Raw genomic sequence first — 14,377 nt, 5'->3', positions numbered from 1 at the left:
CAAGCTCCATTCATAAGTTTAATGCCCTATCATTATATCAAAAATGAGGAAATTTGCCATTATGCAACTTTTTCTTAATTTTGATATAATAATAATTGAGGTATATTATGTTGAAACGTCAGAAAAAAAAGAAGAGAGCAGTCAAAAGTAATCAACCGTGGAGCATTTTTGATTTTGGTGCCGTATTTTTACGCACGGTCAAACTCATGTCAGAATTTGCCTATATTTTGGTGATTTTACTAGGCATGATTGGCCTGGGTGCTGGCTTTGGTTATTTGGTGAGTCAGATTGAGTCCGTCAAGGTGCCAAGTAAGGAGAGTCTCATCAGCCAAGTGAGTGCCGTTAGTGCTATTTCAGAGATGCGTTATGGCAATGGAGAGTTAATCGCTCCTGTGGATAGTGATTTGTTACGTACTACGGTAGATAGTGCTGCCATTTCAGATAATGTTAAAAAAGCTATTATTGCAACCGAAGATGAAAATTTCCAAGAACATAATGGCGTTGTGCCCAAGGCTGTTTTTCGTGCAACCTTAGCATCTCTGTTAGGTTTTGGTGAAACGAGTGGTGGTTCAACCTTAACGCAGCAGCTTCTAAAGCAGCAAATTTTGGGAGATGACCCAACCTTTAAGCGTAAGTCCAAAGAGATTATTTATGCCTTGGCTTTAGAACGTTATTTGGATAAGGATAGCATCCTAACAGACTATCTCAATGTTTCGCCATTTGGTCGAAATAATAAGGGACAAAATATTGCAGGTATTGAAGAAGCGGCTCAGGGGATTTTTGGTGTTTCTGCTAGAGATTTGACTATTCCTCAAGCAGCTTACCTAGCAGGCCTTCCTCAAAGCCCAATCGTTTACTCGCCCTATACAGCAGATGGCCAGTTTAAGTCAGCCGAAGAATTAAGCTATGGTTTGACAAGGGCTAAGAATGTCCTTTATAACATGTATCGTACAGGGGTGCTATCCAAGGATGATTATGAAAATTATCTCACTTATGATGTTTCTCAAGACTTTAAGCAACCCGAAACGGTAACAGCAGACAGTCATGATTATCTTTATTATACGGTTTTTGATGAAGCACAAGCCATCATGTATGATTATCTGATTAAGCGTGATGAAGTTTCTGAAAGTGATTTGAAAAACGAAGAAACACGACAAGCCTATCAAGAATTGGCCATCCAAGAGTTGCGTCTAGGTGGTTACCAGATTACAACGACTCTCAACCAAGGTATTCATCAAGCCATGCAAAATGCAGCACTTCAATATGGCGGTCTTTTAGACGACGGAACGGGTCAAGTGCAAATGGGTAACGTCTTGATGGACAATGCTACAGGAGCAGTTTTAGGCTTTGTGGGTGGTCGAGATTATGCTAGCAACCAAAACAACCACGCCTTTGATACGGTTCGTTCACCAGGGTCTAGTATTAAGCCCATGCTTCCTTACGGCATCGCCATTGATCAAGGCTTGATGGGTAGTGCTAGTGTCTTGTCTAACTATCCAACAACTTTCTCTAGTGGGCAAAAAATTATGCACGGCGAAGAAGAAGGAACGGCTATGATGAATCTCCAAGACGCCCTCAATACCTCTTGGAATATCCCTGCTTTCTGGACGTATCAGCTACTACAAAATCAGGGCGTTGATTCAGAAAATTACATGACCAAGCTAGGCATTAACATTGCAGACTACAACATTGAAAGTCTGCCTCTAGGTGGAGGAATCGAAGTGTCAGTCGCTCAGATGACCAATATCTATCAAATGTTGGCAAATGGTGGTGCTTATCAAGAAAAACATGTAGTTGATAGCATTACAGCTAAAGATGGTACGGTCATTTACCAGTTTGATAATCAAGCTACGCAAGTTGTGTCAAAAGCAACAGCAAGTATCATGCAAGAATTGTTACGAGGGCCAATCAATTCAGGAATTACAACCAGCTTTAAGAATCGTTTACAGGCAATCAATCCTAATTTGGCTAATAATGTGGACTGGATTGGTAAGACAGGAACGACCAATGATTTTGCTGATGCTTGGTTGATGCTAGCAACACCGAAAGTATCTCTAGGTAACTGGGCAGGTCATGATGATAACCGTTCTTTACAGTCAATGACTGGTTATAATAACCATGCCAATTATGTAGCCAATCTAGTGAATGCAATCAGTCAGGTTGATCCAAGTCTTTTTGATGCAAGCAAGTTTAGTTTGGATGATAGTGTGATTAAAGCAACCGTTCTAAAAGCGACTGGCTTAAAACAAGGCCCTGTTCAATACAATGGTCGTGTTTATACCTATAATGGTGCCACAACAACAAGTTACTGGGCTCAAGGTGGGCCAGAAGCCATGACCTATAAGTTTGCTATCGGTGGAACAGATAGTGATTATCAAAAAGCTTGGAGTAGTTTAATTGGTGGCAATTAAACTTGTCAAACTAGGACAGATTTGATATAATAGTAGAAATTATTTGTCGTCTGTCTTAGTTGAAATCTTGTCCAACTAAGACTTACAGCAGTTAAATCAAACGACACTTGTCAGATTTAGCTGCTCTTTTTGTGCCTATTTTTAGTTTTCTTAGCAAGTGTAATCAATTCTTAAAGAAACTAAAAATTCTGACAAATACAGCCTATGGCGTGATTTTACTGTAAACAACACTGGGTGACAGCAGTTACCCCTAGATATTTCAATAAAAAGGAGCTAAATTTTGGCAGGACATGACGTTCAATACGGGAAACATCGTACCCGTCGTAGCTTTTCAAGAATCAAGGAAGTTCTTGATTTACCAAACTTAATTGAAATCCAAACTGACTCGTTTAAGGATTTCTTAGATAGTGGCTTAAAAGAAGTTTTTGAAGACGTACTTCCAATTACCAACTTTACCGACACCATGGAGTTGGAATTTGTTGGTTATGAGCTTAAGCAACCAAAATACACTTTGGAAGAAGCACGTTCCCATGATGCTCATTATTCAGCACCGATTTTTGTCACCTTCCGTTTGGTTAATAAAGAGACTGGCGAAATTAAAACACAAGAAGTTTTCTTTGGTGATTTCCCATTGATGACAGAGATGGGAACATTCATTATCAACGGTGCAGAGCGTATCATCGTTTCTCAGTTGGTGCGTTCGCCAGGTGTTTATTTCAATGATAAGGTTGATAAAAATGGTAAAGTCGGCTATGGTTCAACAGTGATTCCTAATCGTGGAGCATGGTTGGAGTTGGAAACAGATGCCAAAGATATTGCCTATACTCGTATTGACCGTACGCGTAAGATTCCATTTACGACCTTGGTTCGTGCCCTTGGTTTTTCTGGTGATGATGAGATTATGGATATCTTTGGTGATAGCGAATTGGTTCGTAACACCATTGAAAAAGACATTCATAAAAATCCAAGTGATTCTCGTACTGATGAAGCTCTTAAAGAAATTTACGAACGTTTGCGTCCAGGTGAACCTAAGACAGCAGAAAGTTCACGCAGTCTTTTGATTGCTCGTTTCTTTGATGCGCGTCGTTATGATTTGGCTTCTGTGGGTCGCTATAAACTCAACAAAAAACTTAATGTTAAAACACGCTTGCTCAACCAAACCATTGCTGAAAACTTGGTAGATGCTGAAACTGGTGAAATTTTGGTTGAAGCAGGTACCGTCATGACTCGTAGTGTGATTGATAGCATTGCGGAGCATTTGGACGGTGACTTGAACAAATTTATCTACACGCCAAATGATTTTGCTGTGTTGACAGAACCAGTTATCCTACAAAAATTCAAGGTTGTTGCACCAAAAGATCCAGATCGTGTGGTGACAATCGTCGGTAATGCAAATCCTGACGATAAAGTTCGTGCTTTGACAACAGCTGATATCTTGGCTGAAATGAGCTACTTCCTCAACCTCGCTGAAGGTCTTGGTAAAGTTGATGACATTGACCACTTAGGTAACCGTCGTATCCGTGCAGTTGGTGAGTTGTTGGCTAACCAATTCCGTGTTGGTTTGGCTCGTATGGAACGTAATGTTCGTGAGCGTATGTCTGTTCAAGACAATGAAGCCCTAACACCACAACAAATCATTAACATTCGTCCAGTTACTGCAGCAGTCAAAGAATTCTTTGGTTCATCTCAATTATCACAATTCATGGATCAGCACAACCCATTGTCAGAGTTATCTCACAAGCGTCGTTTGTCAGCCTTAGGGCCTGGTGGTTTGACGCGTGACCGTGCGGGTTATGAAGTTCGTGACGTGCATTACACTCACTATGGTCGTATGTGTCCGATTGAAACACCTGAGGGACCAAACATTGGTTTGATTAACAACTTGTCATCTTATGGTCATCTCAATAGATATGGTTTTATCCAAACACCATATCGTAAGGTTGACCGTGAAACAGGTGTCGTAACCAACGAAATCGTGTGGTTGACAGCTGATGAGGAGGATGAATACACTGTTGCTCAAGCTAATTCTAAATTGAATGAAGATGGCACATTTGCTGAAGAAATCGTCATGGGTCGTCATCAAGGTAATAACCAAGAGTTCCCTGCTAATATTGTTGACTATGTCGATGTATCGCCAAAACAGGTAGTTGCCGTTGCGACAGCATGTATTCCGTTCTTGGAAAATGACGACTCAAACCGTGCCCTTATGGGTGCCAACATGCAACGTCAGGCAGTTCCATTGATTGATCCACATGCTCCTTATGTTGGAACAGGTATGGAATATCAAGCCGCTCACGACTCGGGTGCAGCTGTGATTGCACAACATGATGGTCGAGTGACTTATTCTGATGCGGATAAGGTCGAAGTTCGTCGTGAAGATGGTAGTCTTGATGTTTATCATATTACGAAATTCCGTCGTTCAAACTCAGGAACTGCTTACAACCAACGTACCTTGGTTAAGGTGGGTGATTTGGTTGAAAAAGGTGACTTTATCGCAGATGGTCCATCTATGGAAAATGGTGAAATGGCACTTGGTCAAAACCCAATCGTTGCCTACATGACATGGGAAGGGTACAACTTCGAGGATGCGGTCATCATGAGTGAACGCTTGGTTAAAGAAGATGTTTATACGTCTGTTCATTTAGAAGAATATGAAAGTGAAACGCGTGATACCAAGTTAGGCCCTGAAGAAATTACTCGTGAAATTCCAAATGTTGGTGAAGATGCCCTGAAAGATTTGGATGAGATGGGAATTATCCGCATTGGTGCCGAAGTTAAAGAGGGTGACATCCTAGTTGGTAAGGTCACACCTAAGGGTGAAAAAGATCTTTCAGCTGAAGAGCGTTTGCTTCATGCCATTTTTGGTGACAAATCACGTGAAGTGCGTGATACCTCATTGCGTGTTCCACATGGTGGTGATGGGATTGTCCGTGACGTTAAAATCTTTACTCGTGCTAACGGAGATGAACTTCAATCAGGTGTCAACATGTTAGTTCGTGTTTACATCGCTCAAAAACGTAAGATTAAGGTCGGCGATAAGATGGCGGGACGCCACGGAAACAAGGGTGTCGTGTCACGTATTGTCCCAGTTGAAGACATGCCATATCTACCAGATGGCACACCAGTTGATATCATGTTGAATCCACTCGGTGTACCATCACGGATGAATATTGGTCAAGTTATGGAACTTCACTTGGGAATGGCAGCTCGTAACCTAGGTATTCATATTGCGACGCCAGTCTTTGATGGTGCAACTTCAGAAGACCTGTGGGCAACTGTTAAAGAAGCTGGTATGGATAGCGATGCCAAGACCATTCTTTATGACGGTCGTACTGGTGAACCATTTGAAAATCGTGTGTCTGTCGGTGTCATGTACATGATCAAACTTCACCACATGGTTGATGATAAACTTCATGCTCGTTCAACTGGACCATACTCATTGGTAACGCAACAACCACTTGGTGGTAAAGCACAATTTGGTGGTCAACGTTTCGGTGAGATGGAGGTTTGGGCGCTTGAAGCCTACGGTGCTTCAAATGTCTTGCAAGAAATCTTGACTTACAAGTCAGATGATGTGACGGGTCGTCTTAAAGCATACGAGGCTATTACTAAAGGTAAACCAATTCCAAAACCAGGTGTGCCGGAATCCTTCCGTGTCCTTGTAAAAGAACTGCAATCACTAGGTCTTGACATGCGTGTTCTAGATGAGGACAACTTAGAAGTTGAACTTCGTGACCTTGATGAAGGTGAAGATGATGATGTCATGCACGTTGAAGAATTGGAAAGAGCTCGTGAGCGTCAAGTTCGTGAATTAGCTCAAGCTGATCAACAAGAAGAAACTAATGAAGTATAGGATAAGTTAGTCTTATCTAGAAAAATAATCAAGGATGAGAAATTTCTCATTCTTGGTCTTTGATTTAAGAAGAAAGGTAAATCTAGTGGTTGATGTAAATCGTTTTAAAAGTATGCAGATTACTTTAGCTTCGCCAAACAAGGTCCGTTCGTGGTCTTACGGTGAGGTTAAAAAACCTGAGACCATTAACTATCGTACCCTAAAACCAGAACGTGAGGGACTCTTTGATGAGGTCATCTTTGGTCCAACAAAAGACTGGGAGTGTGCTTGTGGTAAGTACAAACGCATTCGCTATAAGGGGATTGTCTGTGACCGTTGTGGTGTCGAAGTGACTCGTGCCAAGGTTCGTCGTGAGCGTATGGGGCATATCGAATTAAAAGCCCCTGTTTCTCACATCTGGTATTTCAAGGGCATTCCAAGTCGTATGGGCTTGACGCTTGATATGAGCCCTCGTGCCCTAGAAGAAGTGATCTATTTTGCTGCTTATGTGGTTATTGATCCTATGGAAACACCGCTTGAGCCAAAATCTCTGTTAACTGAACGTGAGTACCGTGAAAAACTAATGGAATACGGTCATGGTTCTTTTGTGGCTAAGATGGGTGCTGAAGCCATTCAAGATTTGTTAAAACGTGTTGATTTAGAAGCTGAAATTGCGAGCTTGAAAGAAGAACTTCGTACAGCTTCAGGTCAAAAACGAATCAAAGCAATTCGTCGTTTGGACGTTTTGGATGCCTTCCATAAATCAGGTAATAAACCTGAATGGATGATTTTGAATATCTTGCCTGTCTTACCACCAGACCTACGTCCTATGGTGCAGTTAGATGGTGGTCGTTTTGCAGCTAGTGACTTGAACGATCTTTATCGTCGTGTTATCAATCGTAACAATCGTTTGGCTCGTCTTTTGGAGTTAAATGCTCCAGGCATTATCGTTCAAAATGAAAAACGGATGCTTCAAGAAGCTGTCGATGCTTTGATTGATAACGGTCGTCGTGGTCGTCCAATTACAGGTCCAGGTAGCCGTCCACTGAAATCTTTGAGCCATATGCTTAAAGGTAAACAAGGACGCTTCCGTCAAAACTTGCTTGGTAAACGTGTCGATTTCTCAGGTCGTTCGGTTATCGCTGTTGGTCCAACTCTAAAAATGTACCAATGTGGTGTTCCGCGTGAGATGGCTATTGAATTATTCAAGCCATTTGTGATGCGTGAGATTGTTGCGCGTGAGTATGCAGGTAACGTTAAGGCAGCCAAACGTATGGTTGAGCGTGGTGATGAGCGTATTTGGGACATTTTAGAAGAAGTGATTAAAGAACATCCAGTTCTTCTTAACCGTGCCCCTACCCTTCACCGTTTGGGAATTCAGGCTTTTGAACCAGTTCTAATTGATGGTCGAGCGTTGCGTTTGCACCCACTGGTTTGTGAGGCCTACAACGCCGACTTTGATGGTGACCAAATGGCGATTCATGTGCCATTGTCTGAAGAAGCACAAGCAGAAGCGCGCCTATTGATGTTGGCGGCTGAGCATATCCTTAACCCTAAAGATGGAAAACCAGTTGTTACACCGTCACAGGATATGGTTTTGGGTAACTACTATTTGACAATGGAAGATGCTAATCGTGAAGGTGAAGGCATGGTCTTTAAGGATCGTGATGAAGCAGTCATGGCTTATCGCAATGGTTATGTTCATCTTCATAGCCGTGTGGGTATCGCTGTTGACAGTATGCCAAATAAACCTTGGACTGATGAACAACGTCATAAGATTATGATTACGACGGTTGGTAAAATTCTCTTTAATGATATTATTCCAGATGAATTACCATATCTCCAAGAACCAACCAATGCCAACTTGACTGATAAAACACCGGACAAGTACTTCTTGACATCAGGAGCGGATATTAAATCAGCTATCGCAGAACTTGAGCTTAATTTGCCGTTCAAGAAGAAAAATCTTGGAAATATCATCGCAGAAACCTTCAAGCGTCTAAGAACAACGGAAACATCAGCTTTCCTTGACCGTTTGAAAGATTTGGGTTACTACCATTCAACCTTGGCAGGTTTGACAGTAGGTATTGCAGATATTCCCGTTATTGATAACAAGCAAGAAATTGTTGACATTGCTCACCATAAGGTAGAAGAAATTAACCAATCTTTCCGTTTAGGTTTGATGACAGAAGATGATCGCTACTTAGCCGTTACAGGAACTTGGCGTGATGCCAAAGAAGAGTTGGAAAAACGCTTGGTAGAAACGCAAGATCCGAAAAATCCAATCGTTATGATGATGGACTCAGGAGCCCGTGGTAACATCTCTAACTTTTCTCAATTAGCGGGGATGCGTGGTTTGATGGCTGCACCAAATGGACGTATCATGGAGTTGCCAATCCTATCTAACTTCCGTGAAGGTTTGTCTGTTTTGGAAATGTTCTTCTCAACCCATGGTGCTCGTAAAGGGATGACCGATACGGCCCTTAAGACAGCCGATTCAGGTTACTTGACACGTCGTTTGGTTGATGTGGCTCAAGATGTTATTATCCGTGAGGACGACTGTGGTACTGATCGTGGTTTGAGCATTACGTCAATTACTGATGGTAAAGAAGTCACTGAAACATTGGAAGAGCGTCTGCAAGGTCGTTATACTAAGAAGTCAGTTAAACATCCAGAAACAAACGAAGTCATTATTGGAGCTGATCAGTTAATCACTGAAGATATGGCAGCAACGATTGTTAATGCAGGTGTAGAAGAAGTGACTATTCGTTCAGTCTTTACATGTAAAACACGCTATGGTGTTTGCCGTCATTGTTATGGTATCAACTTGGCGACAGGTGATGCTGTTGAAGTTGGTGAAGCAGTTGGTACGATTGCCGCTCAATCTATCGGTGAGCCAGGTACTCAGTTGACCATGCGTACTTTCCATACCGGAGGGGTTGCCTCAAATACCGATATCACTCAAGGTTTACCTCGTATTCAAGAGATTTTTGAAGCTCGTAATCCAAAAGGTGAGGCAGTCATCACTGAGGTTAAAGGTGAAGTAATTGAGATTGAAGAAGATTCATCAACTCGCACCAAGAAAGTTTACGTTAAAGGTGACACTGGAATGGGTGAATATGTCGTGCCATTTACTGCCCGCATGAAAGTAGAAGTCGGTGATATGGTCCAACGTGGTTCGGCGTTAACAGAAGGTTCAATTCAGCCGAAACGTTTGTTAGAAGTTCGTGACATGTTGTCTGTTGAAACCTATCTATTGGCTGAGGTGCAAAAAGTTTACCGTAGCCAAGGGGTAGAAATCGGTGACAAACATATCGAGGTAATGGTTCGTCAAATGTTGCGTAAGGTTCGTATCATGGATCCAGGTGACACAGACCTACTTCCAGGTACTTTGATGGATATTTCTGACTTTACAGATGCCAATAAAGATATTGTAATTTCTGGTGGTATTCCAGCAACAAGTCGTCCTGTCTTGATGGGAATTACCAAGGCATCTCTTGAAACCAATTCCTTCCTATCAGCAGCATCCTTCCAAGAAACAACTCGTGTCTTGACTGATGCAGCTATCCGTGGTAAGAAAGATCATCTTCTTGGTCTTAAAGAAAATGTTATTATCGGTAAGATTATCCCAGCAGGTACTGGTATGGCTCGTTACCGTAACATTGAACCACAAGCCGTCAATGAAATGATTGAAAATGTTGATGCTGAAACAGAAGTTGAAGTGGTATCAGAATAAGCTAAAAACAACTAGGGGGACACCTAGTTGTTTTTTGATGAGCAAGTTAGTTTATTTATTGGAAAAGACAAGGTATAATGGGACAAATAAGAAAGGGGAAGTATGTATCAAGTTATAAAAATGTATGGTAATATGGAACCTTGGTGGTTTTTTGAGGACTGGAAAGAGAATATTGTTGCGGTTAAAGAATTTGAAAACTATTACCAAGCACTGAAATATTACAAGAAAGAATGGTTTAGTTTATTTCAAAAGAAGTCCTACTTTAATAGTAGAAATTCTATCATGTCAGCTTTTTGGGATCAGACAGATAATATTTGGTGTACGGATTGTAACGATTATTTGCAACAGTATCATTCAGTTGTCTTATTGAAAGATTGGAAGGAAATTCCTAAAGCTTGGAAACGCCCAGGTTATGAAATGGCTGGCAGAACCTCTCATTACAATGTCTATCTCAACAATAATTAAAAGATTGGTTTTGGCCAATCTTTTTTATTTGCTCAAATCACAGCTTCTTTACGAATAGATAGATAAGGAGGTCAAGATGGTACAAAAATTAGCACAAGAAATCATCCAGGAAGCAGTTAAGCAACAAGTGCAAGATCTTTATCTGTTACCCCAAAATACCAGTTATGAGCTTTATTTTAGAATAAAAGATCGGCTTTCTTTTCAAAGCAACTACCCAAAGGAGCAAACTCAAGCCTTAATCAGTCATTTTAAGTTTCTAGCAGGGATGAATGTGGGTGAACGCCGACGGATTCAACTGGGCTCTTGTGACTATGATTATGGAGGTCAACGCCTAGCTTCGTTGAGGTTATCCACAGTTGGTGATTATTGTGGGCGAGAAAGTTTGGTTATTCGTTTACTTTTTGATGGTCTGCGTCAGTTAGTTTATCATTTTGATGGCATAGCAGAGTTGTTGCCACAAATCAAAGAACGTGGCTTGTATCTTTTTTCAGGACCTGTTGGTTCAGGTAAGACTACCTTGATGTATCAGTTGGTAGCAGAGAAATTTCCAGATCAGCAAATTATCACGATTGAAGATCCTGTTGAAATTAAACAAGACCAGATGTTGCAACTGCAATTAAATGAGAGTATTGGCTTAACTTATGACAATTTAATTAAGTTATCCTTACGACATCGGCCGGATGTGTTGATTATTGGTGAAATTAGGGATAGTCAGACTGCTCGAGCAGTGGTTCGAGCGAGTTTAACAGGGGCTATCGTGTTTTCTACCGTTCATGCTAAAAGCATTGCTGGTGTTTATAGTCGCTTGTTAGAATTGGGTGTTTCTCGTGATGAATTGGAAAATGCCTTATGTGGCATTGCCTATCAGCGTTTGATTGGGGGAGGAGGTATTATTGATTTTGCGACTAAGGACTTTGAAACTCACGATTCTAGCCAATGGAATGAGAAAATTCAACAACTCTATCAGGCAGGTCTTATTTCTCAAACAGAAGCAGAGAGAGAAAAAATTATCGCTGAAGCAACAACGTAAGGTTATCCAACTTTTCCACAACCTGTTGATAAGTGGTTTTACATTAACGGAAATTGTTGATTTTTTAGGCCGTAGTCAGTTGTTGAAAGGTTATCACATTGAGCAAATGCGTCAGGGACTTCTAGCTGGAGGTAACCTTTCTAATATTATGGCTAATTTGGGGTTTTCAGATAATGTTGTGACTCAATTGTCCTTGGCTGATTATCATGGTGATGTTCAAGCTAGTATGTCAAAACTAGAGCATTATTTAGCCAATTTACTCTTGGTAAGAAAGAAGATTATAGAAGTAGCGACTTATCCCATTATTTTATTACTTTTTTTGACACTGATAATGTTAGGTTTGAAAGAATACTTGTTACCACAACTGGCAGAGAATTCAGATAATATTGCCATGACATTACTTAACAATTTTCCGACTATCTTTTTAAGTTTGATGTTATGTTTGATGGTTAGTGTTTTTTTACTTTGTTTTTACAGTAGAAAAATACCTAAAATAATGCTAGTTAGCAAAATTAGTCACTTACCTTTTATTGGCCTGTTAACAAAGTATTATTTAACGGCTTATTATGCGAGAGAATGGGGAAATCTGATTGGTCAAGGATTAGAGTTGGTTCAATTGGTCAACATCATGCAAGAACAAAAATCTCAGCTTTTTCGTGAAATTGGGAGAGATTTAGAAAAACGCTTAGTGGCAGGGGAGAGTTTTCATCAGATTGTGCTAAGTTATCCCTTCTTTTTAACAGAGTTGTCGCTCATGATTGAATATGGACAAGTGAAGTCTAAGTTGGGTACGGAATTAACAATTTATGCTGAAGAGATCTGGGAACGATTTTTCAGTAAACTATATCGTGCGACCCAGTTGATTCAACCGCTTGTCTTTATCTTGGTAGCTGTAGTGATTATTATGATTTATGCTGCCATGCTTTTACCAATGTATCAAAATATGGAGGTTAATTTTTAATGAAAGATAATGTGAATAAATTTGTGGATAAGTTATTGAAACTGAAAGCGAGAGGGTTCACTCTTGTGGAAATGTTAATCGTTCTGGTTATTATTAGTGTATTACTCTTACTTTTTGTCCCTAATCTTAGTCAGCAAAAAGATAAAATAAAAGACACTGGTAATGCAGCTGTTGTTAAGGTTGTCGAAAGCCAGGCAGAGCTTTATGAACTAACAGCCAGCGACCAAGCCAGCTTAGGAAAGTTGGTTGATACGGGTCACATTACTCAAAAGCAGGCGGAGTCTTATAATGATTATTATCGTAAAGCTGACCAAGGCACTCGTAAAGTGCCGAACTAGAGCCTTTACTTTGTTAGAAAGCTTGTGTGTCTTGTTGTTGACTAGTTTTTTGTTGGCTAGTTTGTCTGGTTCAGTTAAGGGAGTTTTTACTCGTGTGCAAGAAGAACTGTTTTTTCTATCTTTTGAGCAGTTATATCGACAGACTCAAAATTTATCAATTAGTCGACAGAAGGAAATGATGTTTTATATTGATAGAAATCAAATTAGTAATGAAGAAACTGTAATTAAACTACCAGATAGTGTACAGACTAATCAAACCTATCAATTAAAGCTTAATCAGTCAGGTGGTCATTCTTCCTTGTCCAAGATTGTTTTTACCAGTCAAAATAAGACCGTAGTTTATCAGTTTTACATAGGGAGTGGTAATTATAAAAAGACAGAACGTTAAAGCCTACATCTTATTGGAAGGTTTGATAGCCTTTGCTTTATTAGTGACCATTAGTTTACTGGTTTTAGATCAAATGACTATTCAAAGACAAATAGTCCAAGCTAATTTAAAACGTCAAGAGGCTCTGAATGTGGCTCAAATGGCTATTCAAACCAAGCAAGAGAAACTCAGTTTAAATGGAGTTGATATAAGCATTGAAAATAAAGATAAAAAGGTGGTTGTTTATAATGGCGAAGAAGAAATCTTACGTTTGGTACAAAACTAAGTTAAAAGGATTTACTCTTTTAGAATGTTTATTAGCCATCGTTATCATCACGACTAGCTTCTCCCTTTATCAAAATTTAGGAAAAGTTTTGGCTACGAATGTCGTTTATCTTTCACAAAATCAGCAAAGGGACTGGCTTTTGTTTAGTCAACAGTTAAGACAGGAATTGGCAGGTACTAAACTGTTAAAGGTTGAAAATAATAAACTCTATGTTAAGTTAGGCAAGCAGGAGTTAGCATTTGGTCAATCTCGTTCGGATGACTTTCGCAAAACCAACGCTAATGGGCAAGGTTACCAACCCATGCTTTATCAATTAAAAACGAGTCGTATGACTGAAGAAAATGGATTAGTCACGATTGAGTTGATTTTTCGTAGTGGCTTAAAAAGGACGTTTATCTATGCTTTTGAAAAAACAAGTTAAGGGTGGCGTGTTGTTGTATGCTCTCTTGTTGATGGCGATTTTTGCCCAGTTGTTACAATTCTATCTGAATCAGGCTTTGGCGAGTCAAAAACAGTACCAAGCCTTGTTAAATAATAGTAAGGCATATATTATGGCAGAACTGGCTAAAAATATTGATCAAGATAATGGCAATATACAATTTACAACAGGACAGGTCACTTATCAAACCCACCAAGAAAAAAAGACCGTTACTGTCACGCTAACCAACCAAGACGTTTACAATTATCAGTTTTTGAGACAAGCTAATCAGTCGAGTAAGGAAAAAACGACTATTGAGCAAAAAGAGGCGACAAAAAATGTTCAACCAAGTAGTGAAGCTTCAAATTAGTTACAACCTGTGGCTTATTTAATGCTTAGTGGAGTATAACTAATCATAATAGAAAAAGTTACTGTGTATTTTTAAGAGTTATTAGTGTATTTTTTTAATAAAATATGGTATGATATTCATGTAGGGTTCTACAAGCGTTTTCAAGTTTGAGAGAGCCGTAACA

11 protein-coding genes are annotated in these 14,377 nt (G+C 40.0%); all 11 read left to right on the top strand.

Annotated features, from left to right (window positions below; genetic code table 11):
- Positions 1 to 107 precede the first annotated feature (107 nt).
- On the top strand, positions 108 to 2,411 hold the full coding sequence (pbp1b, locus tag FRX51_RS05615; RefSeq protein WP_146496600.1) for a penicillin-binding protein PBP1B: 2,304 nt from the start codon (positions 108 to 110) through the stop codon (positions 2,409 to 2,411).
- A 280-nt stretch (positions 2,412 to 2,691) separates the two neighbouring features.
- On the top strand, positions 2,692 to 6,264 hold the full coding sequence (gene rpoB, locus FRX51_RS05610) for a DNA-directed RNA polymerase subunit beta (protein ID WP_146496598.1): 3,573 nt from the start codon (positions 2,692 to 2,694) through the stop codon (positions 6,262 to 6,264).
- 85 nt (positions 6,265 to 6,349) lie between these two features.
- Entirely contained in the window at positions 6,350 to 9,979 is a 3,630-nt protein-coding gene (gene rpoC, locus FRX51_RS05605) for a DNA-directed RNA polymerase subunit beta' (protein ID WP_146496595.1), read from the top strand.
- 102 nt (positions 9,980 to 10,081) lie between these two features.
- Positions 10,082 to 10,444, top strand: coding sequence for a DUF1033 family protein (locus tag FRX51_RS05600; protein WP_146462069.1), 363 nt, complete (start codon positions 10,082 to 10,084; stop codon positions 10,442 to 10,444).
- 76 nt (positions 10,445 to 10,520) lie between these two features.
- Positions 10,521 to 11,474, top strand: coding sequence for a competence type IV pilus ATPase ComGA (gene comGA / locus FRX51_RS05595; protein WP_146496593.1), 954 nt, complete (start codon positions 10,521 to 10,523; stop codon positions 11,472 to 11,474).
- Complete coding sequence (gene comGB, locus FRX51_RS05590; RefSeq protein ID WP_146496591.1) at positions 11,386 to 12,435, top strand: competence type IV pilus assembly protein ComGB; 1,050 nt, start codon at positions 11,386 to 11,388, stop codon at positions 12,433 to 12,435. Before comGA ends, comGB begins: the two co-directional genes overlap by 89 nt.
- Before the next feature lie 23 nt (positions 12,436 to 12,458).
- Positions 12,459 to 12,773 carry a competence type IV pilus major pilin ComGC gene (gene comGC / locus FRX51_RS05585; protein WP_315897492.1) on the top strand — a complete coding sequence of 105 codons (315 nt, stop codon included), beginning with the start codon at positions 12,459 to 12,461 and terminating at the stop codon, positions 12,771 to 12,773.
- Positions 12,724 to 13,161, top strand: a complete 438-nt coding sequence (comGD, locus tag FRX51_RS05580) for a competence type IV pilus minor pilin ComGD (protein ID WP_146496587.1) — start codon at positions 12,724 to 12,726, stop codon at positions 13,159 to 13,161. The genes comGC and comGD overlap by 50 nt, the downstream gene beginning before the upstream one ends.
- Complete coding sequence (gene comGE / locus FRX51_RS05575) at positions 13,133 to 13,426, top strand: competence type IV pilus minor pilin ComGE (RefSeq protein WP_146496585.1); 294 nt, start codon at positions 13,133 to 13,135, stop codon at positions 13,424 to 13,426. Before comGD ends, comGE begins: the two co-directional genes overlap by 29 nt.
- A complete protein-coding gene (comGF, locus tag FRX51_RS05570) occupies positions 13,389 to 13,847 on the top strand; it encodes a competence type IV pilus minor pilin ComGF (RefSeq protein ID WP_146496583.1) in 459 nt (152 codons plus the stop codon). Before comGE ends, comGF begins: the two co-directional genes overlap by 38 nt.
- Positions 13,825 to 14,214 (top strand): competence type IV pilus minor pilin ComGG, encoded by a 390-nt coding sequence (gene comGG / locus FRX51_RS05565; RefSeq protein WP_146496581.1) that lies wholly within the window; start codon positions 13,825 to 13,827, stop codon positions 14,212 to 14,214. The genes comGF and comGG overlap by 23 nt, the downstream gene beginning before the upstream one ends.
- Positions 14,215 to 14,377 lie beyond the last annotated feature (163 nt).

The organism is Streptococcus sp. sy010 (genome assembly GCF_007859175.1).
Lineage (GTDB): Bacteria > Bacillota > Bacilli > Lactobacillales > Streptococcaceae > Streptococcus.
Note: the sequence above shows the minus strand (reverse complement) of the source record. Positions and strands in the feature narration are given on the sequence as shown.